Annotated in this window: 17 protein-coding genes; 1 reads left to right on the forward strand and 16 read right to left on the reverse strand. The window is 37.9% G+C overall.

Annotation, left to right across the window (positions count from 1 at the left end; genetic code table 11):
• Position 1: 1 nt before the first annotated feature.
• The 10 genes from coaW to B045_RS0108850 form a co-directional block, all read right to left on the reverse strand.
• A complete protein-coding gene (gene coaW, locus B045_RS0108805) occupies positions 2-829 on the reverse strand; it encodes a type II pantothenate kinase (protein WP_018463903.1) in 828 nt (275 codons plus the stop codon).
• Complete coding sequence (locus B045_RS0108810; protein ID WP_025883420.1) at positions 826-1,719, reverse strand: DMT family transporter; 894 nt, start codon at positions 1,717-1,719, stop codon at positions 826-828. Before B045_RS0108810 ends, coaW begins: the two co-directional genes overlap by 4 nt.
• Before the next feature lie 8 nt (positions 1,720-1,727).
• Entirely contained in the window at positions 1,728-2,060 is a 333-nt protein-coding gene (locus B045_RS0108815; protein ID WP_018463905.1) for a cupin domain-containing protein, read from the reverse strand.
• Between the two features lie 133 nt (positions 2,061-2,193).
• Positions 2,194-5,424 (reverse strand): TonB-dependent receptor, encoded by a 3,231-nt coding sequence (locus tag B045_RS0108820; protein ID WP_025883422.1) that lies wholly within the window; start codon positions 5,422-5,424, stop codon positions 2,194-2,196.
• A 183-nt stretch (positions 5,425-5,607) separates the two neighbouring features.
• A complete protein-coding gene (locus tag B045_RS0108825) occupies positions 5,608-6,813 on the reverse strand; it encodes a hypothetical protein (protein ID WP_018463907.1) in 1,206 nt (401 codons plus the stop codon).
• A 38-nt stretch (positions 6,814-6,851) separates the two neighbouring features.
• Positions 6,852-7,499: an ATP-binding cassette domain-containing protein gene (locus tag B045_RS0108830; protein ID WP_018463908.1), complete on the reverse strand. Its 648-nt coding sequence runs from the start codon at positions 7,497-7,499 to the stop codon at positions 6,852-6,854.
• Between the two features lie 5 nt (positions 7,500-7,504).
• The gene (locus tag B045_RS0108835) at positions 7,505-8,848 is read right to left on the reverse strand and encodes a DUF4836 family protein (protein ID WP_018463909.1); all 1,344 of its coding nucleotides are present in this window, start codon (positions 8,846-8,848) and stop codon (positions 7,505-7,507) included.
• Positions 8,845-9,567 carry a 16S rRNA (uracil(1498)-N(3))-methyltransferase gene (locus B045_RS0108840; protein WP_018463910.1) on the reverse strand — a complete coding sequence of 241 codons (723 nt, stop codon included), beginning with the start codon at positions 9,565-9,567 and terminating at the stop codon, positions 8,845-8,847. Before B045_RS0108840 ends, B045_RS0108835 begins: the two co-directional genes overlap by 4 nt.
• Positions 9,567-10,109, reverse strand: coding sequence for a bifunctional nuclease domain-containing protein (locus B045_RS0108845; RefSeq protein WP_018463911.1), 543 nt, complete (start codon positions 10,107-10,109; stop codon positions 9,567-9,569). The genes B045_RS0108840 and B045_RS0108845 overlap by 1 nt, the downstream gene beginning before the upstream one ends.
• A 27-nt stretch (positions 10,110-10,136) precedes the next feature.
• Positions 10,137-11,387 carry an MFS transporter gene (locus tag B045_RS0108850; RefSeq protein ID WP_018463912.1) on the reverse strand — a complete coding sequence of 417 codons (1,251 nt, stop codon included), beginning with the start codon at positions 11,385-11,387 and terminating at the stop codon, positions 10,137-10,139.
• Between the two features lie 1,208 nt (positions 11,388-12,595).
• Between B045_RS0108850 and B045_RS0108855 the strand changes: the two genes are divergently transcribed.
• Positions 12,596-13,861, forward strand: coding sequence for a glycoside hydrolase 5 family protein (locus B045_RS0108855; RefSeq protein ID WP_018463913.1), 1,266 nt, complete (start codon positions 12,596-12,598; stop codon positions 13,859-13,861).
• 39 nt (positions 13,862-13,900) lie between these two features.
• Here the strand turns inward: B045_RS0108855 and B045_RS0108860 are convergent, their stop codons facing one another.
• The 6 genes from B045_RS0108860 to B045_RS0108885 form a co-directional block, all read right to left on the reverse strand.
• Positions 13,901-14,950, reverse strand: a complete 1,050-nt coding sequence (locus B045_RS0108860) for a hypothetical protein (protein ID WP_025883426.1) — start codon at positions 14,948-14,950, stop codon at positions 13,901-13,903.
• 5 nt (positions 14,951-14,955) lie between these two features.
• A complete protein-coding gene (locus tag B045_RS0108865) occupies positions 14,956-17,286 on the reverse strand; it encodes a cellulase family glycosylhydrolase (RefSeq protein WP_018463915.1) in 2,331 nt (776 codons plus the stop codon).
• Positions 17,283-17,735 (reverse strand): T9SS type A sorting domain-containing protein, encoded by a 453-nt coding sequence (locus tag B045_RS0108870; RefSeq protein WP_018463916.1) that lies wholly within the window; start codon positions 17,733-17,735, stop codon positions 17,283-17,285. The genes B045_RS0108865 and B045_RS0108870 overlap by 4 nt, the downstream gene beginning before the upstream one ends.
• A gap of 79 nt (positions 17,736-17,814) precedes the next feature.
• Positions 17,815-19,785 carry a hypothetical protein gene (locus B045_RS0108875; RefSeq protein WP_018463917.1) on the reverse strand — a complete coding sequence of 657 codons (1,971 nt, stop codon included), beginning with the start codon at positions 19,783-19,785 and terminating at the stop codon, positions 17,815-17,817.
• A gap of 19 nt (positions 19,786-19,804) precedes the next feature.
• Positions 19,805-21,133, reverse strand: coding sequence for a glycan-binding surface protein (locus B045_RS0108880; RefSeq protein ID WP_025883429.1), 1,329 nt, complete (start codon positions 21,131-21,133; stop codon positions 19,805-19,807).
• Between the two features lie 19 nt (positions 21,134-21,152).
• A complete protein-coding gene (locus B045_RS0108885) occupies positions 21,153-22,886 on the reverse strand; it encodes a RagB/SusD family nutrient uptake outer membrane protein (RefSeq protein WP_018463919.1) in 1,734 nt (577 codons plus the stop codon).
• Between the last annotated feature and the right edge of the window lie 9 nt (positions 22,887-22,895).

Genomic DNA, 22,895 nt, shown 5'->3' on the forward strand with positions numbered 1-22,895 from the left:
TTTATCGTTTCTGTGTATAAGACAATGCGGCACCAATAGCGGTACAAAATTCGCTGTATTTTGGTATTCTGAAGTGTACACCATATAGTTTTTCCATTGAAGGGTAGACTTCTCTACACTGTGGGAGTAGTGTTAGGTTTCCAATAATCACAAAATCCTTAATTCCGCTTCCTTGGCTGCTTAATATACTACTAGAACCTACGGCTTGCAATACCATATATATTAATCCTATGGCAATATCCTCGCGACTTGCATTTGCCTTAGCGTTACTAAACAAACTCGCAGTCGCTGTCATTGGTAAGCCAGGTAATGGTTTTGCGCTGATGTCACCTATAAGAAGATTTATTTTAGAGATATCACCTTCCATTGCTAATGTAGCAACTTGCATTATATCATCAGTTTGAAGCATTATGCGGCTCAGTCCTTGTAAGGTTCCACCACCGATACCGATACCACCGATATGTCGAATGTCTTCGCCATCACATTTTACAAGGCTTGTTCCTGTTCCCATACTGATAACAATCATTCTGTCTAGTTTGCTTTCATATCTTGCTCCAAGGCCGTCAGCGATGAACTCTTCTGCTTTGCCAGTAGACAAACCATATATATTTTCATCAAAATATGCAGAACCGACACCAGTAAGCATCACTTTCTCAACATCTTGCAATTTTATATTGTTGTCATGTAGGTATTTGCCAAATGCTCCGTACAATGAGGTTATAGGGTCTGTAGCTTTAATGCGAAAAGGATTTATGACCACTCCTTCCTCATTAATTCCAACTATCTTTGTAGTACTTATGCCTACGTCAATTCCAATTACAATACTCATAATTTTAATTGATTTACTTTATTTTGTATTACAGCTCTTCTCGTTTGGAGTAGAACGCTTGTTAATATCAGTATAATGCCAATATAAAATGAAAGGTTTACATATTTTGCTTCACCGAAGAATATGAATGCCATAAGTACGGTGTAGCAGGGTTCAAGATTGTATGTAAGGTTTACTGTGAATGCGCTTAATGAACGCAGTGCCTGAATTTGCAGTAGATATAATCCTACAGTGCAGAATAAAGCATGGCAAAGCATCCACCATAAATTGCTCCCACTAGGTATCACCTGTATATCTTGATGAATATTGAATATCGTTGTATATATTGGTATGATTGCTGTTACAATAATCAATCCTGCAGACATTTCATAAAATAATACCGTTCTGCTTTTAATACCTTTACTATATTTCTTGTTGAAAATAGAATATATAGAACTGATTGCAGCACTTCCCACACCAATCAGTATTCCATATCTATATCTGGAATCAAACGAGAATACGCATAACAGTCCTAATACAGTAATAAGCGAAAACGCTATCTCGGTCCATGAAAATCTTTTTTTAAGTATTGCTGGTTCGAATATGGCTGTGAATACACCAACTAATGAATAGCATATAACACCAATAGACACATTTGATGCTTTAATGCTTCCATAAAACATCATCCAATGAATTCCTAGTAATGCTCCGCACATAGCAAGTTGTGCTAGTTTCTTTAGACTAATCTTTGGAAGCCCAGTAAACACAATTAGTATTAGTGATGTGAAGAACATACGATACCATACAATGTCTACTTCATTGAGTGTTATTAATTTACCGAATAGACCTGTAAATCCAGCAAGCATCACACTTAGATGCAATTGTATAAAGGCTGTTTTAGTCTTTTCCATTTATATCATTAATGGTGCTCAGGAACAATAGCTAGATATTCTACGTCTTCGCTAGTAGTATTTTCCATGTAATGGTTATGGTTCATTGGACAATAATGCACCTGACCTTCTTTAGCAGTCTCAACATTTCCATCATAATGGAATGTCACGCTACCTTTAAGTATATATACTATTTCGCAATTTCCCTCGTGAGTGTGAAGACCCGTTGATGCTCCCGGTTTAAGAACACTCTTCATAATCTTTACCTTCTCATCAACGTAGTTACGAGTGTCAAGTTCACCTTGACCTCCTTTAAAGCCCATTATCTTGGCTTCTTCAATGTCTTTAAAATCAATTATCATAATTGTTTTGGTTTATGGCTGATAGTTTAACCTGCTTTCAGCTTATTAACATTCTCGGCAAAGGTAATAAAAAAAAGGTAACCTCAGAAAGAGATTACCTTTTTTTATATATTATCTAAGTTCTATTTCTAGATTAGAATGTTACACGCAAACCAACTTGCATGTGCCAACGGCTATCATAATCGCTTACATAGGTTGATGTTGCGCCATAAACAAATGATGGTGTCTTAGTCTTTGTGTCTACGTTATAAACTGTTATGATTGGTGTGTTGTATGTACTTGTATAGAACTCACCCCAATGCTTGTTAAGAAGGTTACCAACATTTAGGATATCAAATACCAAACTAACCTTGCTCCCCTTCTCCTTTAGATAGAAGAAATCTTGTGTGAAGTGAAGATCGAAGTGATTCTCCCAAGGTGCGAGGTTTGAGTTACGATCTGCATACTGACCACGGTGATCCTTTGCATATTTGTCACCCTCAATCCAGTTTTCAAATGCTTGACGGCTTTGTTCTGCTGTCATGATGACCTTTTTAGTTTTGCTGTCAACATTATCAACGAAGTTCATTGCTGCCAATTCTGTCTTTGTCGGGATATAAAGCAATGTGTTACCCTTTGCAAATTCTCCATTGAAAGATGCGCTAGGATTATCGTTCATTGTTAAGCTGTAACGCTGACCACTGTTACCATTGTATGTAAGGGTAACATGTGTCTGCCAACGACCATTACCATAAGTTTTAGAGTTATAAGATGCCTGGACCATTAAGCGATGAGGCATATCAAACATTGAGTAAGCTAATACTGGTTTGTTTGGGTCTACGCAATAGTAGTATTTCCAGTTAGACGTTGCAACTGAAGATGTACCATCGTTTACAGAATATGAGTGACCGAAAGTATAACTTGCCATCAAGTCAAGACCGAAATCGAAACTCTTTTCAAACTTAGCACTGAAGCTGTAGCTATGACCTTGGTTGATATTGCTCAAGTTAATAACAGAGTTGGCATTATAAGTACCAGTAGTTCCGTTAAGAGTATAAGTATCACTCTGGTTACTGTTATAGTATGTTGTAGCTGAAGCTTCTACTCCAGGAACGGCATAAATCTTACCGTTATTGCTTAAAGCAACATTGCTAAACCATACTGCGTTAAGTGCGCGAGAATATAAAGCTTCCAATGTCATTTTTACACCGAAAGGCAACTGCTGTTCCCATGCCAAGTTTGTTCTGAATGTTTGTGGATAACGAAACTTGTGATCTACAGTTACAATATCAGGGTTTACACCGCCTAATGTTCCATATTGTGCACGAATTTGGTCTGGTGTCTTAGAACCATCTGCACTAAATACAGGACCTGTGTATGGACCTGTTTTTGGAATGCGAATATTAAGTCCTTTCATTTCCATACCTGTGCCAGCCCAAGCATTCTCAAGCCATACGAAAGGTGCACGACCGTTAAAGATACCAACACCACCACGAAGTAATGATGTGTGCTGCTCGTTCATGTTCCAACGGAAACCGACGCGTGGTGAAGCCATAACCATTGAAGCTGGACGACGACCAACAACTGCTCCTGAGTTTGCGGCCCAGTTGTCTGTTGCGTTGAATGTAGGGTTGTAAGTAATACTGTTGAAGTATAATGGGAAATCAATACGCATACCGTATGTCAACTGGAATGCAGTAGACATATCCCATTTGTCCTGAATGTAAAAACCGAACATTCCTGCTTTAAATGGAGTCTTCCATTCTGTAGTACCAGTAAGTGTTGGGTCTGAATATTTCATTACATAACCTGAGTTTGGAGCTATTGACTGGTCAGCGAGGAATGAACTCAACTGATTATAGTTATAAGAGAATTCACCAAATGCAGCCTGATAGAAACCATTCTTCATATTGTAAACTTCATTGTGTGTACCCAAAGTAATTGTATGATTACCTGAATAGATTGAGAAGTTATCTTCTAATGTCCAAATATCCTGATTAAGAGAGTTTACACCTGAAGAAAACTCTGTACCCATATTAACATTATAACCATCACCACTGAAGTATAATGTCGGACCTGCGTATGGAATTGCACGGTGATCACGAACCATTGTTAAACCTGCACGGAGTTCGTTATAATACTTATCTCCAAGATGTGATGTTAACTCTGCAACAAAAGAGTTTGTGTTGTCTTTCATTCTATAGCTAGAATTATTGAAAGAGAACGATGTCTGTCCGTTACTGAATTGGTCAGCATAAGAGAAGTTTCCTTGATAACGGAAAGTGAAATGGTTGTTATTGTTTATATTCCAATCTAAACGACCTAATAAAGATGTTCCTTCTTTAGCAATATCGCGTTGATTGTATGTTTCTTCAATACCAGTAGCTTTCTTGTATATATCTACAAGCTGTTGAGCTGTTTTTGCATCCATGAAATATCCGTCTGCACCAGCATAATAAGTAGAAGGATAAGTGTTTTTCTTGTATTCAACAGATGAGAAAAAGAACAATTTGTCTTTGATGATAGGACCACCGAACGTAGCTCCATAAGTCTGTGTTGACTCATTAGTTAATTTCTGTGTTCTGTTGTATGCCTGACTGTAACGGCCATACATATTTTCATCAGTATAGTATCCAAATGCAGTTCCTGTGAACTTGTTGGTACCAGACTTTGTAATAGCATTGATAGCACCACCAGTGAAACCACTCTGACGAACATCAAAAGGAGATACAGCGATCTGAATCTGCTCAATAGCGTCCATTGAAATTGGGTTAGCACCTGTCTGACCACCGTTTGTACCAGTAGAAGTCAATCCGAATACATCGTTACTAACCATACCATCAATCTGGAATGAGTTGTAACGGTTGTTTGTTCCTGCGATAGAGATACCACCGAATTTATTTGTATTAACAAGTGGTGACAATTTAGCAACGTCATAAACGTTACGGTTTACTGTAGGAGTGTTTTCAATCATCTGCTGTGAGAAGTTTGACGAAGCACCATTACCACCGCGACCTGCACGTCCTGTTACTACAATTTCGCCAAGAGTTTTTGCGTCCTCTTTAAGATTGGCGTTAATTACTGTAGGCTCACCAAGTGCAAGACTAATGTTTGTGCGTGTATCATCTTTGTAGCCAATGTAACTGATAGTCACTTTGTAAGGACCACCAACACGCATACCCTGAATAGTGTAACGACCATCAACGTTTGTAACAGCATTATATGTTGTTCCTGATGGAACGTGTACTGCTGTTACAGTTGCGCCAATAACATTTTCGTTACCTACCACAACCTTACCATTAATACTTGAAGTTGTTACCTGCGCCATAATGGATGTTGTAAAGAACAACATCAGCGCTAATAAAAAATGCAATTTCTTTTGCATGACTTTTAACTGAAATTTAATTAATAATTTGAGGGGGTATAAACCCAGTTAATAATTCAACGCTGCAAATTTAGTTAAAAATTTCCAAAGTTGTGTTACAAAACAGTTAAAAGTTTGTTTGAATATGCAATAAATAAACCGTGTCACGGAAATGACACGGTTTATGCTCAAAATGTTACGATTTTACTCTTTTCTCTTCCAAATACTTGCAATTTTATTTCTTATTGCAATCAGATTGCAAATACTTACAAGTACAAGAAGTGATATTCCAACAACAAAAGTCGACAGCATACTGCCATCTTCCATGTCAGGGAATAGTGTTTCAATAATTCCCATGTAATAGTTTCTCACGAAGAACAGAATTATCCATGCCATAATTAATACAGCTATGTTGAGTGATATTGTCAATAATTGGTATGGACGTGCAACGTGCCCTGGACTATATCCAATGAGAAGCAAGTTTTCTAGTTTGCTTGAATTCTTCTGTACTAGTAGGTATATACTTAGCATGAGGATATAGAAACTGAGGACAGAGATGATAAGACCAACAACCATGACCATTGTCACCATCATCTTCAGGAAGTATGTTGTCTTTTCTGCATTCAGTTTGTCGTTTTCTATTTCATATCCTTTCTTGTCAAGGTATTTTGTGAAGTTCTGATCGCCAGGATTCTTCAACGACATGATAAGTCTTGTAGGTTCAGTCTGCTGACCAGGAGCATATTCATTATTACTCCAGTCCATAAATGCTTGTGGAACAAGGATAGAACTTAGTCGACTTGAGAATCCAATCACCTTACCTTTGAATTGTGCTTGCTTCTTGTTTCCATGTACGAATACTTGGAAATCAATCATACCTATTAATCCGTCACTGATTTTAGGCAATGAATGACTTTGTGCGAAACCAAAATTATACATTGTTAGATATATACGTGGAAGTATTATCGGCACAACTTTAGATCCTGGTGTGTATTTCCAGTCACTAAGTTGTTTTACTTCCACAAAATTGTCAGGAACACTTTCAAAACTAATTTCACCATTGTCCAATACAGGCACTCCATTGACGCTCATATTTGCATCTACCTTATATTCAGTACTGGTGAATTTGCCTATTTTATCAGAGAATGCCTGTTCACCCATTTCATCAATTTCTGTATTTGAGAATGTGTTTGATCTTCCACTGATAGAACTGGCAGTTCCTATCTTTTTGTTTACTATCATGAAATCACTTTTCATGAAACTGTCTTCCGCTGTGAAAATTGGCACTACATCATGGTAGAACTGAAATCCAAGCAAGACGATTAACATACCAAACAAGTTCGCAAAGAAAAATCCTGCGAACTGTGGTACACTAATATGCTGACGTAATAATTTCCAAACTAAATTCATCTTAAAGATAAAATTATAAAGACATGCAAAGTGCCCTATTACAGTTTAAATGTTTTTTCGTAATCCAAATCCATGTGTTTACCTATAGAGGTAACAATGACACCAGCACCTTGTGCTTTAGCTTCTGTCATCATGATTTCAGCCATTATAGCAGAGTTTGTATCGTCAAGGTGACTTATTGGTTCATCGGCGAAGATAAAATCAAAAGGTTGTACCAATGAGCGTATTAGCGCAACTCGTTGCTGTTGACCGAATGACATTCTTCCTATTTTGGCGTCCAACTTATCAGCGATACCAAGCATGTCAAACCATTTAACTATCTGATCTCTACTTTTGAAGCCAGTGAGCTTGTTTTTAATTTCCACATTTTCAAAAGCTGTAAGTTCTGGGAATAGTCTCAATTCCTGAAATAGGTGACTGATATGATGCTGGCGCATGTCTACCCATTCCTTTACTTGGTATTCTTTGGTGTTATCATTGTCGAACGTTACACTTCCACTGTAGTCGTGTCGGTAGCCAACAACATAGCTGCAAAAGGTACTTTTTCCTTTTCCTGAATCAGCTTCTACAAGATAGAGATGTCCTTTTTCAAAAGTAGCATCCGTGTTCCAAATATCCGAATCTAGTTCATTTACTCTTTGAGCAAACACTTGAGGGATAACGTAACTGAATTTAATCGTTTCCAATTTCTTTATTTTAAAGTATAAACTATTGTTTCTAAGTTTCCGAAGATAGGTTTCAGCATACTTGTTACAGCTCCAGCCTTGTCTCCTTTCATGGCGTTCATATTAATCACCATTACTAGTTTCTGACCTTTTATTATCTCCTTCACATTGTCACCAAGTTGATCATTTGAAGCTATTATCGACTGTGCTGCTTCCTCTTTACTGCTTCCGCTGAAGAACTGCATGTCTTTGCTAACTCCAAAATAAAATGTAGTCTTCTTATCTGTGTAATACCATGCATTTTTCTGCCAGTCAAGGATCTTTCCACCAGCAGGGCAACTTTCTTTCCAATAACCAATATCATTAATCCAGTTGCTGTTGGCTAGTTGTGCCGTCATACTCATAGATATATTGTCTGAACCATAAGTCGGAGTAATGATTGCCATTTCTCCGTCAACACTGCGTATAATATTGTTCATGTCGATAGCTGCGTTTACGCCCATAAGCAATTGTTGAATGCCTTTGTTGCTCTGCATAAGTGGAAGAAACTTAGTTCCATTTACGTTAAGGAACATACCAAGCATTGCGGTCTTAGGCATAGAATTTATATATTTGCCTTTTATAGGTCTGTATATCTTTGTTGCATCTTTAAGAGATTTGTCTATGGTCTTGTTGAAAGAGAATGTTTCTCCATTAATGTGCATTATGCCTTTCTTTACACTCATTTCTGCTGCAATCATCACTTGTGATGCATCTGCGCCTTTTGGTGCGCCAAGAGTGAATGGTGCGATAAATTGATCTGGTAGAGCTTGTGCTTGTGCTACCATAGCCATTGGTGAATCTATGGAATCTAATTTCTCATACATTTTGCTTGCTGTGATGCCATCTTCCTCGCCCTGTTTCAGATATTTAGCCATCTGTTGCTGAAGTTGTGGTTGTGCATCTGGAGTTACAGGTCCCATAATCAGTATTGAAGCATCACTCCAACCAGCAATCCATGCGTCTTTGAGTACAGTGAAATGGAATCCTCTGCGCTCTTTTGGCTTTGGACAGGATCCTTTTGCTGCCAGTTTATTGAAAGTTTCAGTCAAGTTATCCTCGCTGTTAACCTTTGCGCAAACGCCTAAGTTACCATCAGGTGATTCAAAAAGATAAATTTTATTGCTTGCATCAATACCGCTCTTGTCGATATTACTCAAGTGGAGTAGGGTTTTCAATACAGCCATATTGTTTACCCCGCTCATTTTTACTGGATCCATAGATATGAGGGCTGTACTCTCGTTAGGAATGGCGTTAAGATAACTATTGTCTGAACATGATGCAAATATAAGCACCATAAGACATGATATAAGGTATACTATTTTCTTCATAATCTTAATGATAATTGTGACATTGTTACAGCCATGAGCCCGGCTGTTTCAGTGCGAAGTCTGCTTTGTCCCAAAGAAATACTTTCGTATCCGTTTTCGATGGCAAGTCTGACCTCTTCAATAGAAAAGTCACCTTCAGGACCAACTAATACGGTTATACTTTCGTTCTCTTTATCACTATTTATAATATCGAATAAATCGTTTTTCTCTATTTCTTGATAGCAATGTGCTATGAATTTTCTTCCTTTACGCGGATTAGAGATGAAATCCTTGAAAGATATCATTTCGTTGACAATTGGCTTCCATGGCTTTCGGCTTTGCTTTACAGCAGAAACAACTATCTTCTCTATTCTTTCAGTGCGTAATACTTTTCGTTCTGAAAATGTGCAGTTTAGAAATGTAAGTTCATCAAATCCAATTTCTGTTGCTTTTTCAGTCATCCATTCTATGCGATCCATATTCTTTGTCGGTGCTATAGCTAAATGAATGTGTCCTTTCCAAGTCTTATTCTGTGGTAAGGTTTCTTTTATTTCATATAAGCACTTCTTGTTTGTAGCTAAAGATACTTCTGCATGATAGAAGTTTCCTGTTCCATCCATAATAAACATTTCGTCACCACTTTTCAAGCGCAACACTCTCAATGCGTGTGTCGCCTCTTCCTGTGGTAACTCATTGTTGTTTTTGGCATCTGTTACATAGAAATATCTAACTTCTTTCATTAGTTTTGTTTCCTCCTCTTTATTTCTTCGCTAAGATATTGTGCCATTTCGTAATTTTCTTCCTTAATAGCATTATCAAGAGATGTCTTTAGCATTTCGTCTGTTAGCGCGTTTACTGGTAAAGACATTCTATTCTGTCCTTTAACGTATTTCACACTTTGTGCTTTCATCAGTTCGTCATCAATGTAAATAGGGATGTCGCATGTTGTGGCTAGCAGTATGGCGTCGCTTACTCTTATGTTTGTTGATATTTGTTTAATTTTGTCGAATATCGTAGCTTGGTATTCTCCGTCAATAATATCGTATATGTGGACTTCAATATCCATACATCCTGTTTTCAGTACTTGTCCTATTGCTTCAGGCAATCTATTTTTTGTAATGTCTGATTTAATAGTTCTTATACTGAATTCATGTACCATGAAATTGTCGCATGTAATGGTTAGTTGGCGCTTCTCATCTTCATCGGTAAGCACCAACAATCCTATATCTACATTTCCTACAATTTCTGATATACAGTTGAATTTCAGTTTGACGTTAAACATTTGCAGTCCTCTTATAATATTAATTTATTAATCTTCCGCCATAGGTGCCTTAGGTCTGAACATCAGTGCAAAACTTATTCCAACAATCATAGCGTATCCGGCGAATGTGAACCAGCATGATTGCCAGTCTGTTACTCCGTTTGCGGCTGTATGATTTGTTACTACAGCCTGAGCTGCAAATGCACCTACTGTAGCACCTATACCGTTAGTCATTAGCATGAATAGTCCCTGAGCGCTTGAACGTAATGATGGATCTGTAGCTTTATCAACAAATAGTGAACCTGATATATTGAAAAAGTCGAATGCTACACCATATATAATCATTGAAGCAATAAACATCCATACTCCAGAACCAGGATTACCAGTTCCAAGAAGTCCAAATCTCAATACCCATGCAAACATGGCGATAAGCATAACGTTTTTAATACCAAATTTCTTCATGAAGAAAGGTATCATCAATATACAGAGTGTCTCACTGAATTGTGATATAGAATAGAGTATTACTGGATATTTCACTCCGAATGTTCCTGCATACTCATGTATGTTTTTAAAACTTTCGATGAAAGGAGTAGCGAAGCCGTTGGTTATTTGTAGACTGACTCCAAGCATCATAGAGAAGATGAAGAATATCGCCATTTTCTTTTGCTTGAACAAAGAAAAAGCCTTCAATCCGAAAGCATCAGCAATGCTTGTCTTGTCCTGATTTTTCTTAACTCCGCAATTCGGAAGAGTGAATGTATAGAGAAACAATATTATGCTGAGTAAACCACTTACTACAAATTGAGTTTGGTTGCTCTTGTATCCCATAATATCAACAAACCACATTGTGCAGATAAATCCTACGGTTCCGAATACGCGTATTGGCGGAAAGTCTTTCACAGTGTCAAGGCCTGCTTGGCTTAGTGAAGAATATGCTACAGAATTGCTCAAAGCAAGTGTTGGCATATAGAAAGCAACACTTAGCGAATAGAATGTGAACAGAATGCCGAAATTAGCGTTACTTCCAGCTTCATTTCCATACCATGCAGCTGCAAACATGAATAGTCCGGCTAGCAAATGGCAATATCCTAAAAGTCTTTGTGCGGGTATAAATCTATCGGCAATAATTCCCATTATTGCAGGCATAAATATAGATACAATTCCCTGCATTGCAAAGAATATTCCGATATGGGCACTCATACCTATGTTTCCCAGGTAAATTCCCATACAAGTCAAATAAGCTCCCCAAACCGCGAATTCCAGGAAGTTCATCACTGATAGTCTGATTTTAAGATTCATCTATTATTTTTTTATTTTGCATGCAAAGATAGCGCAAATCGTGAGCAGAACAAAATAAAATACAAAGTTTTTTATTTTTTATAATAAGATGCTGTTTATCTTGAATGTTGTGCTAAGTTAATGCTAAGTTATAGTACAACTTATATTCATAATAATGAAGATAAAATCAAACGTTATTATTAGCCTAATCTTCTAAAGCTTTTTATTTTTTAGCTACGTAGCTATGGTATCTATCTCAATCCCCATAAACAGAGGATTTGATGATAGGTAGCTAGGTCAATTTAGCTTCGATGAGCTACGTTTTAGCCACGTTATCCATTTTTGTATATATTATGTACTTGCATTCGCGCGCACACTTAGGGTTTTGAAAAATATAAGTGTCGAAGTGTTAATATAATGAATATCAATATTTTATCGACGAATTTGACTACATAAAGTGACGGTGATATGACGGTCAAATTTCAAGTTTTGCTTGCGTTTCTATATAGGAACGTAACTCTTTCCATATAGAAACGCAAACTTTTCTACGATGTTTTACCTCCTATTGTTTTGTAAAACGCAATGCATTTCATTATAGAAAACACTGCAAAACATCAAAAAAAAACATCAAATTACTTCGTAAAGTGCAATGCAATATGAGGAAGATTTTCCCCCATATTTTACCGACGAATAACAGTCACTTTATTCGACTTGAAAAGATGTCTAACAAATTGATGCTCAACGGATAGACACATCGTCACTTGTTTTTACGAAAAGCTCAGAGTGCGCGTGTATGCGCACGTGTATTACGGATGTGTAGCCCCAAGTAATTTAAACTTTGGCTAACAGGCTAACCTAAATCTGATTGCATGGACAAAAATTTGCAGTATCTTTGCCGAGAATTCAGCGGAATTCTACAGAACTTTTAAACAAACTAGAAAATTCTGATCCTGTTTACTGTATCTATTTATACATCCTTAGCCTCTCTGATGCAGCCAACTGTTCTTTGACATATTTACTTATAAAATACATTCCATCCTTAAATGACACAAAATAACGTAGAGAAGACAGCTAAATCTAGGAAGTTCAAATTGTCATTGAGAAATCTAAGGTAAAACAGTTTATAATTAGTCGTATGAATTACACAAAAGTATAACATATAGTTAAAATAGTATTATCGTTTGATGGAATAAATTATTATATTTGCGATAAAATTATTGATAATAAAAATGAAGAAACTGTTAACGATTTTAGCGGCGGCTTTTTTCTCCGCAAGTATCAGTGCAAATGGTGGTTTTGTGAAGGTGCAGAATGGGCGTTTCATAAGAGATGGTAAACCGTATTATTATGTAGGCACTAATTTCTGGTATGGTGCAATCCTTGGTTCTACAGGACAGGGCGGAAACCGCAAACGACTTGTTAAGGAACTTGACAATATGAAAAAACTGGGAATTGATAATCTCAGAATTCTTGTTGGTTCAGATGGCGAGCAAGGAATAAAGACAAAGGTCGAACCTACTTTGCAGAAGTCACCAGGAGAGTATAATGACACCATTCTAGCTGGTTTGGATTATCTGATGAAAGAATTGGGAAAGCGTAAGATGGTTGCAGTGTTATATCTCAATAACTCTTGGGAGTGGAGTGGTGGATATGGTTATTATCTTGAGCATGCAGGAGTAGGAAAAGCTCCACGTCCTAATGAAGATGGTTATCCAGCCTATATGAATTTTGTAGCGCAATATGCAAATAATGAAAAGGCACACAAATTATTCTATGACTATGTGAAATTCATAATAGGAAGAACTAATAGATATACTGGGAAGAAGTATACCGAAGATCCTGCTATAATGAGTTGGCAGATTGGCAACGAACCGCGAGCGTTTTCAGAGGCGGCTTTGCCTGGTTTCGAAAAATGGCTTTCAGAGGCATCAGCCTTAATACGGGACTTGGACAGTAATCATCTTATCAGCATAGGTTCTGAAGGTGCTTGGGGATGTGAGAATAGTTATGATGTGTATGAGCGTATATGTTCTGATAAGAACGTGGATTACTGTAATGTTCATCTTTGGCCTTATAACTGGGGATGGGCTAATAAAGACAGTCTTGATGAAGACTTGGCTAAAAGTTGTGCAAAAACAGAAGATTATCTTGATAAACATCTTGCAATATGCAGTAGAATAAATAAGCCATTAGTAATGGAAGAGTTCGGATATCCACGAGATGGATTCAGCTTTTCTCCCAAATCATCAACTATGAGCCGTGACGGATATTATAATTTTGTATTCTCATTGATATCAGAAAGCGCAAAGACCAAAGGATATTTTGCAGGATGTAATTTTTGGGGATGGGGTGGAGATGCCAAACCACAACATGAACAATGGCAGGTGGGTGACGACTACACTGGTGACCCCGCACAAGAACAGCAAGGATTGAATAGCGTGTTCATTACTGATAAGAGTACATTACAATTGGTGAAGAAATACAATTTAAAATAATTTAAAAAGCGTGCCACATTGAATGACACGCTTTTTTAATTATTTGCTTTCAATATATAAGCCATTCAGTTTGCTTAGGAATATTGTGTGTTCATTATTGTAGAACTTCATAAATCCCCGTATTTTGTCATTTCCTTCACCTGGGTATGGAGTGTAGAAATGTCCACCTTTATAATCTCCATGATTGGCTCCGAACATGACGTAACCCAAGCGATGATGTTCAAATATAGGCATCAGTATGTTAGAGAAATAGTTACTGTCAGGTATGCTTTCAATTCCTGTTGTGAGACCTAATGTGTTGTTGTGCTCCTGTGTAAAACTTATGGCTTTAGGCAAGAATGTTGCAAGTGTATTCTTGTATTCTTTAATATTTACATGCTCTTTTGTCTGCATATATGTTATGTTTACAATCTCGGCATCATCAGGATATCTTTCAAGGAATGCATTGTTGGCATAAGTTTCAGAATAACCAAAAATCACATTGGTAACATTATTATCATCAATCATACTTTTAGTGTCTTCATAAAGTTTCTTATATTTGTCAATACTCATTTTGCAATACCATGACTTTCCGTCAACAGGATATAGATACAATACTACAGGAACTTTTATTCCGTATGCGTCTTGCAGACTGCTGATAAAGTTTGAAAGACTTTTAACGTAATCTTTAAGAACATCCTTATTGCCGTTATAATCAGGAGCTGTCCAGTTCATTACAATCATAGAACCGTGTTTGAAAGCGTTAATGGCATTTTTTGCAATCCAACTGAACTGCAGACCGTCACTATTTATTTTTTTCCCGCTCTCTATTCCTGATAGTTCATATCCGTTTACGGCAGGATTATCGTGGCATATACTGAAAAAGTCACTTCTCAGCTTTTCGTTTTTCCATCCGATGCCTTCAAGAGTTCCATACATCTGACCAATCATAACACCCTTGTTGGTGAATGTAGTGAGATTCAACTTCAGATTTTCTGTGCGAGTTGTACGCCCGCTACTGGCAATCTCGTCGTAAGACTTCTTTTTTTCTCCACATGACGAGATTGCTAAAGTAATCATTAAAGTATAAAATAAAGTTTTTATTTTCATAGTTTTTATTCGTTATATGCATTCTTCATCGCAGTAGCTACTGTAGGCAATGACCATTGTGGAACACTGCGGTCTGTGCCGTCAATGATACTCATCCAATAAAATGTAGATATTCCATAGGCCTTAGCCTGTTTCACCATGTCAGCTGCTTGGTCTGCAGCTGCTTTAATCTGAGTCGTTGTAGATGTCTTGCTAACAGATGTCTCGCCATGCGTACCGTATTCACCAACAATCACAGGGATACCCTGACTCACGAAACGAGTGTTAAGGCGAGTAAACATATTCTTGATCTCATTACTGCAATCTGGTGTCCACTGTCCATAGTTCTTAAACCAGTTATAAGGATCATAAGTATGTATTTGTACAGCTATATGTCCGCTCGTATTATCAGTCGGAATAGTCAGATTGTTAATAGCCACATCAGAGTTGTTACCTGCATATGTGTTTATTATTAGGTTGCGTGTTGCGTTGTTTCCACCAGTTGCTCGCACTGCTGTTACAAAGCTTTGTGCATAGTTATTAATTGCTGTATAGCTTGAACTTCCTGCAGAAGGAGCCGTCCAACTGTTATTAGTGTTAAGCATCTCGTTGTAGCCTTCAAAAAGTAAGTGATGATTGTAACCTGAAAATTCGTTTGCAATCTGAGTCCATAACTTTTCAAACTTATCCTTTGTAGAGGTATATACATTTGCGTCAGCTTTAATCCATGATTTGAAACCAGTATTTGCATTGTCGGCACCAGTATCGTGATGAACATTCAGAATGCAATACATACCAGAATTAATTACATAGTCAACAACTTCCTTAACTCTAGCCATCCACTTTGCATCAACATTTCCATCTGCATCAAGATGCTCATACCATGTTACAGGAATACGAACAGAGTTGAATCCTTCTTTTTTTAGGAATGTCATAAGGGCTTGTGTCGTGACTGGTTCTCCCCAAGCTGTTTCATAAGCCGAAACGTCCTTACCTGTACCAATATTGTTTGCGTCAAGAGTGTTTCCTAGATTGAAGCCAAGTCCCATATTGGCTACAGCTTGCTTTGCTGGTTCATCTATAGTTGTAGAACTAATATTTACATCGCTTCGTGAAACTACATAACTTTGCTTCATGGCATCTTTCCACCAATCGTCAGAAGGCATGTTTCCTCCATACCAAGGCATGAAATACAACCATTTAGCTCCTTCGTTCCACACATCAGATATGTTTGCGAAAGATGACGTATTTGAAACACCACACTCCGCCAATGCAACCATCTTGTTGCTATGTAGAGAAGTAAGCTGTGAAAATTCAGTCTTGTTTTGTGCGGCTGTATATCCATAAAGGTCACGCCCCACCAAGTCTACATAACTGTCACCTGGGTAGAAAGCATTGTCGTTGTCGTAATTATTGCTGTCTCCATTGTAATTCTGTGCTGTCCATTCCCATATAAGATTATGGATGCCTTTTTCTTGGAAATATGTAAACATAGCTTTCCAAAGAGCCTTGTATGTGTCAGGTCCGTCTTCACCCCACCAGAACCATGCAGAACCAGTGTAAGTCTTTGCATATAAGTTTCCTGCTCCTTCGTGGAATGGACGCCATATAGCAGTAACGCCTGCATCCTGAAGTTTCTGCAAAATTGCTACAACCTTATCCATCTGACTATAAAACCATGTATTTTCCCATTTACCTGAAATAAGGGCATTGGATGCTTTGAATGTTGTTTCAGAAGGTGTGCATGTAACTCCGCTCCCATCAGCACCTATAGTTGTTGTTTCAGTCTTTGGCACATTGAAGTGCCACATCAGTGAAACAATACCACCTGCAGTAGCCCATTCTGTAACAGGAGTAATATTGTTGTAGTTTATCCAACCATTGTTGTCTGGTACATAGATTTGTATAAAATCGTAACAGTTTATAGCTGGATATTTACCTGTAAGAGTATTTATTTTGTCTGCTTCTGTATGATTCCAATTTACATTAGCCATAATTGAAGACAGTATCTTACTTCCGTAATTAAGTTTGAGATATTTATAAAGTCGCTTTGTATTGTCTGATGCGGCAGCATCAGCAAGAGTAATGTCGCTGACATCGCTTTCATGATATATATTAAAGACAACATTGCTCACATTGTCAACAGTGAATTCATTAAAGTTGGTACTTCCGAATGAAGGATCCTGACTGCCGAATTTGTTTCCGCTGTCATAGAAACTTATAACAGGCAAATCTGTAATCTTCACACTTTTTGAAGTTCCGTCCTTTTGGTTTACGGTATAAGTATCTGTACTTATCTGTGCATTTGCCGTAAATAAAATCAGCAAAGAAGCTAGAGATAAAAATAACTTTTTCATTGTTTGCTTACTTTTACGGTTTTGTCATTTGCTTTTATAATATAAACACCTCTATTCAAAGAAGAAATGTCTATTACTGTAGAGTTTGAAGTGTTTGTAGTTTTTAGAGTAGCCGATTTACCGTCTACAGAGAATATTCTTACATTAGCATTGGTGCCTCCTATAATAATCCTGTCACCTTCTGCCTTTATTGCAGAGTTGTTCTCGATATTTCCTATACCTGTTGTCCCAGAGAATGTAAATGTCTTTATTTTATATAAATCATATTCTGCAGTAGTAGTGCCTGCTGAAATAGTCATTTTGTTGTTAGACATTGTGATTTGCGGGAGTGTAGAGAGAACAAAAGTCTGGGTAGTGTTATCACTGAAAGTAATGATCAATGACTTATCTTCTGCCTTTGCAATGATGCTGCAGAATAAAGCCAATAGCGAGAGTAATAATTTTCTCATAAGCTAATATATTTTGTTTTAAATATTTGTGGCGCAGAATTAGTACTGCGCCACAAATATAGTTTTTTTTGTTAACAACTTATGGTTGAAAAGTCATTTTTGTTATATCATTCAATCCACCTTGTATAACAATGCCTGGTGATTCATTTATAAAATCCATACATGCTTTATTGATAGTGATACTAAGAACACTTTCTGTTCCGTTCCAGTCAGTCAAAGTTGTGTAGGCTTTCCAAGCACCATTGTTAATTTGAACCTGTCCTGTAGTTGCTGTCTTCTTGTAAAATCTAAGTATAGAACCAATCTTAATACCCATCTTTGTCATAACATCCTGTGAGATAATAAATCTTCCTTCATTACCCCAAGTTAGAGCATAAGGATATGTAATGGCTTTTCCGTCCATACTTTTTGCATAATCTGCGAAATCAAGTTCTGGAGATGCTGCTGTAATTTTACATACGACAGTACTTGTTCCGTCAGGAGTTACCATCCTTAGGTCGTAAGTGCCCGCAGCAACAGTTGCTGGAATCTGGAATGTCATAGATGTATTAGTGCGTGCAGAGAATTTGATAATCTTTGTATCACCAATAGATACAGTTTCGACATTATTGAAATTTTTACCGTTGATAGTAACATACTCACCAGTAGTGCCTTTGACATCAGCTGAAACGGCTGGAGTGGAAGATGCGTTGATGGTGATACCTGTTACGTCAACAGTCTCACCATTTTTAAGAATAAACTTCATACCTGTACCTTCGGCTGCTTCTGGAATTGTTAATCCAATAGTTGTGTCTGTCTGTTTCAATGTCGTAACAGTTGGAGAGCCATCACCAGGGAATACAACAGATGCTACAAGGTCAAGGTCCGTACCTTTTATAACAAGAGCATTACCAGCGATGATTGATGTCTGGCTGAATTCTGTTACAACTGGTGCCACAAGTTTGTAAGCCACGGTAACTGTCTTTCCGTTGGCAAGTGATAATGTAATATCACCATTCTGTGCTTTTTCAGGAACAGTAGCTACAATTGTTGTTGCATTTGCAGACTTAATACTTCCGGCAGCATTAGGGAATGCAATACCTGTAACAAGGTCAAGGTCCTTACCGGTTATAGTAACGTCAGCCCCGTTCTTTACAGGATTTGTTGCCGCTACTAGTTCCGTAGGTATAACAGTCTTAATACTTCCAGCAGGTATTTTAACACCAGAACTTGTTACAAGATTAACTTCACCGTCTGTAGCCTTAGTTGGAACAATCACACTGATAGATTTACCATCCTGAGCAATCGTGAACTTCTCTGCAGGTGCTCCTGTGAACTCAATAGAAGCAATCTGGTCTAGACTTTCACCCGTAATAGTGATATTGTTGCCAGCTTTTATTGTTTCAGGAGCAAGAGAAGAAACTGTTGGTAGGTTTATAACAAGAGCTTCCGAAGTCTCAATTTCGTTAGGACTTGCCGCTAAATCGGTAAGTTTAAATGTACCAGTCTTTGCTTCCTTTGGAATAGCAACAGAGATAGTGTAACGGTCGTGAGTAGTAAACTGCTTTTCGTTAACAGTATCTTTATCTGCGAATATAATACCGTGTATAAGATTTAGATAGTCACCCTTTATAGTTAAAGTTTGTCCAACACTTCCTGTATAGTTTTTCTCTGTACCGACATAGAACTGAGTAAGTTTAATGTCTTCACGATAAGTTATAGGAGTAACTGAAGCAATAACTCCGCCTTTAGCAGTTTTAAGTGTAACGGTACCGGTTGTGCATTTTTCCGCAGGAACTTGAATCGTGATTTCACTTTCGCGTCCGCTCTTCAGCACTTCATACTGAGTAATTGGGTCAGCTCCAGGAAGATCAATCTCACTGATCTGGTCAAGGTTACTACCCATAAAATGAAGAGTACCGCCGCGCAATACAGGACAAGGTCCAAAAGACAGGAGAGTTATATCGTTTCCAAATTGGTCGGTATTCAAGTCATCGTTGCTACAACCTGTCAGCGACAGCCCTGTAAGGGCTATCACTAACATGATGAATGTATTATAGTATTTTTTCATATCTAATGTGATTTATAGGTTATTTGTTAGGAACCACACGGATGTTATCAATCTTGATGATAGGGTGGCAGTCCTTACCAGTAGGTATAACGGTCTTACTATCATAAGAACCAGTCGTTACGAATATTGTAAGACTCGCAAAGTCTTCAACGCTAGAGAAAGATTTCTTTGCAGCATTACCATCCCAATCCTTATTGAAATCAGATAGAGGTATTGTTACAGTAACCCATTTTCCACCTGTGTCAAAAGAAAGGTTGTCGTTGTTCCACGGCATGTATAATGCACGTCCCCAACCATCACCACTGTGGAAGAATGTATTGTTGGCAGTAGGTAGAGTCACCTTATCTGTTCCAGCAAATATAACTTGCATAGGAGCTGCGCACCAAGGATTAGATGAAGGAATATACATTTCGAATTTTATACTCTTATTTTGCCAGTCTGAGAAATCGCCTACGTCATTCAACTTAGGGCCATCGGCATCAAAAGTATGATTCCAAGTACCAGCCCAATATTCAAATGAGAAGTTACCGTCATTCCAAGCTCCGTCTTTAGTCATGTCGGCATCACCGAGCATAAGATAATTACCACTTAGAGAAGAGGCATCTTTCTGTATCTTCTGATTATGCCAACCATGGTTCCCAAGAACATTAACTCCGTCCCAAGGTGTATCGAAATCGAAGAGCATACCACGCTTGTCCTTGTATTGGAAAGCTGCTTTTGTTGTACCATATTTTGTGGTTATGTAGAAGTTCTTTCCTGTTGGAACATCACTAGGCATCGTAAATGTAATACCAGTCTTAGTTATACTCTGGATTGCGGTCTTAGGCAAAGTATAATCATCACCAACCTTTATGCTTAAAGGATAGTTACTATAATCAAGGAAGTAGTCACCTGTGATGGTTGTAGTTTCACCAGCGGCAGCCCATTCATTGCTCATAGAACTAATTGTAGGAGCAGGAACAATAACCTTGAAATCATAAGGTATCGTGTCGTTCTTTGTTGTTATTACATATATCTTATCAGATACTGTTGAAGGGATAGTTTTAGGAACTGTAACGATAAGAGTGTTGTCTGTGATGTAACTGGTGTTTAAAACGGCTTTCTGATCGTTGAAAACTAATTCCTTTACACTGCGTAAGTTGTTACCTACTAAGCATATAGTACTGCTCATAGAAGCTGATGTTAGTAGTGAATCCTTATTTGCGACATCAACCGGACGTATATAATTAATACTAGGCGTAGCAGTGGTTGTTTCATATTTGTCTGGCTCGTCTTCGCAAGATGTAAAGCCGATGCTAGCAGTCGCGAGAACAACCATTAACGTCCATTTTATATTCTTTATTTTCATATTCTTAAATTCTAAAGGATTAATAGCTGTATGTGTTACGTACATCAACATGAATAGGTGTAGCATTGCTACCCAAGTTTGGATTCAAGGCTACGTCTTCTGTTGGATAAGGGAGTGTAAAACTAGAAGCGGTAACGTTTGGAGCAGCTGTTTTGCTGTCGTATTCAATCTTAGATCCATCCCAAACACCAGACTCATAATAAGTCTTGTAAGCAGTATCACAGTTCCACATAGCGTTTCTGCGCTGTGCTGTAAGTTCCTTTATACATGCGTTAACATCATAGTAACTACGGCGTACGTAATCATACCAGCGGTCACCTTCACCTGCAAATTCAAGACGACGTTCTTTCCAAATATCATCAAAAGTCAGACTTGTTTTTTCTACGTCTGTAGGAACAGCGCGTTGATGAACAGCATTGAAGGCTTTGAGAGCATCAGCGTTTGTTGTATTGCCAAGAAGAACTTCTGATTCAGCAAAAATAAGATAAACGTCAGAAAGTCTAAGAATTTGTGTAGCAAGTGCATTAGCCATACGTGCAGGTGTGATAGCCATCTCTGCTATGTGGTCAGCATTGTCACCATAAAGATTCTTCACGTTGTTACCACCGCAAGGACCTTGGCACTGACCAGTTGCTGCCTTATTATAGGTTTTGTCATACCAGAACTGCAGATAGCTGAATCCATTTTTGTTATTCTTCATTGTATGGTCACGCCAGAAATAACTGTATGTATCGCCAGCCATCATGATTGTTGCTTTGCGACGGATATCTTTGTCAATTCTCTTAGATGGATCTGTTGCTGGTGAAATGCCAAATGCATCCATGAGGTCAACAGACGGGCCACCCCAACCACCCCAGCAGTCACCGTTTTCATCGAAACCTTCTGGGGCAAGGTCACTCTGTAATGTGTTCTGGCAAGTCCAGTGAGCACCAACAGTCCAACGCCAAGCAAATAAGCTTTCGTCGCTAGCGTTTTTGCTTCCACGGAATATATCCTCATAGCTGGCTAAGAGTGTACGTCCTGAATTTTTGATAACATCATCTGAATATTCTGCAGCTTTTGTAAGGTCATCTTTATTTAATGTGCCAGAAACGCCAGCCTTAGTAAGGTAAACCTTAGCAAGCAAACCTTCAGCGCAGTAATAATCTATACGACCAGTTGTACTCTTAGTCTTAGGAAGAAGAGACATGGCTTTCTCTAAAGTCATAATGATATAATCATAAACATCAGACTTTTGAATCTTACTTAAAGTATTATAGTCTCCATTTTTGATATTATCAGAGTTGTTGTGAACGATAGGCACGTCACCGAATGTGCGTACAAGGAAGAAATAAGACATAGCCTTCCAAGCAAGACATTCGCCCATGCATTGATCCTTCACAGCCTCAGAAGCCTTGGCACCCTTTAATGACTGATATACAGTGTTTGCATGTCCAATAACAGCCCAAAGAGAATAAGACATGTTGATAAGGTCCTGATCGGTACCATTTACACTGAAGTTCATATATGGACTAGAACCCCAATACATATTACCAGACATCACTTCACCAACCTTGATGAAACCGCGTTGGAAATCATACCATGGAGAATTATACAGATAATTAACACCTGAAATACAAGCATCATCTGAGGTATAATAATTCTCGGTGTTGTAATTATCCTCTACAGGTCTATCGAGAAAGTCACTGCAAGATGACATCCCAATCCCAAGGAATATTGCAACAGCTGCATATTTTATATTTTTAATTTTCATATTGTATTA

The sequence above is a fragment of the Segatella paludivivens DSM 17968 = JCM 13650 genome (genome assembly GCF_000373185.1).
Lineage (GTDB): Bacteria > Bacteroidota > Bacteroidia > Bacteroidales > Bacteroidaceae > Prevotella > Prevotella paludivivens.

What these genes read in the sequence shown, in the direction of transcription:
- B045_RS0108845 (WP_018463911.1), bottom strand. Translation starts at nt 10,109, where the DNA reads ATGTTTAACGTCAAACTGAAATTCAACTGTATATCAGAAATTGTAGGA.
- B045_RS0108850 (WP_018463912.1), bottom strand. Translation starts at nt 11,387, where the DNA reads ATGAATCTTAAAATCAGACTATCAGTGATGAACTTCCTGGAATTCGCG.
- B045_RS0108820 (WP_025883422.1), bottom strand. Translation starts at nt 5,424, where the DNA reads ATGCAAAAGAAATTGCATTTTTTATTAGCGCTGATGTTGTTCTTTACA.
- B045_RS0108840 (WP_018463910.1), bottom strand. Translation starts at nt 9,567, where the DNA reads ATGAAAGAAGTTAGATATTTCTATGTAACAGATGCCAAAAACAACAAT.
- coaW (WP_018463903.1), bottom strand. Translation starts at nt 829, where the DNA reads ATGAGTATTGTAATTGGAATTGACGTAGGCATAAGTACTACAAAGATA.
- B045_RS0108860 (WP_025883426.1), bottom strand. Translation starts at nt 14,950, where the DNA reads ATGAAAATAAAAACTTTATTTTATACTTTAATGATTACTTTAGCAATC.
- B045_RS0108870 (WP_018463916.1), bottom strand. Translation starts at nt 17,735, where the DNA reads ATGAGAAAATTATTACTCTCGCTATTGGCTTTATTCTGCAGCATCATT.
- B045_RS0108865 (WP_018463915.1), bottom strand. Translation starts at nt 17,286, where the DNA reads ATGAAAAAGTTATTTTTATCTCTAGCTTCTTTGCTGATTTTATTTACG.
- B045_RS0108885 (WP_018463919.1), bottom strand. Translation starts at nt 22,886, where the DNA reads ATGAAAATTAAAAATATAAAATATGCAGCTGTTGCAATATTCCTTGGG.
- B045_RS0108825 (WP_018463907.1), bottom strand. Translation starts at nt 6,813, where the DNA reads ATGAATTTAGTTTGGAAATTATTACGTCAGCATATTAGTGTACCACAG.
- B045_RS0108835 (WP_018463909.1), bottom strand. Translation starts at nt 8,848, where the DNA reads ATGAAGAAAATAGTATACCTTATATCATGTCTTATGGTGCTTATATTT.
- B045_RS0108815 (WP_018463905.1), bottom strand. Translation starts at nt 2,060, where the DNA reads ATGATAATTGATTTTAAAGACATTGAAGAAGCCAAGATAATGGGCTTT.
- B045_RS0108880 (WP_025883429.1), bottom strand. Translation starts at nt 21,133, where the DNA reads ATGAAAATAAAGAATATAAAATGGACGTTAATGGTTGTTCTCGCGACT.
- B045_RS0108855 (WP_018463913.1), top strand. Translation starts at nt 12,596, where the DNA reads ATGAAGAAACTGTTAACGATTTTAGCGGCGGCTTTTTTCTCCGCAAGT.
- B045_RS0108810 (WP_025883420.1), bottom strand. Translation starts at nt 1,719, where the DNA reads ATGGAAAAGACTAAAACAGCCTTTATACAATTGCATCTAAGTGTGATG.
- B045_RS0108875 (WP_018463917.1), bottom strand. Translation starts at nt 19,785, where the DNA reads ATGAAAAAATACTATAATACATTCATCATGTTAGTGATAGCCCTTACA.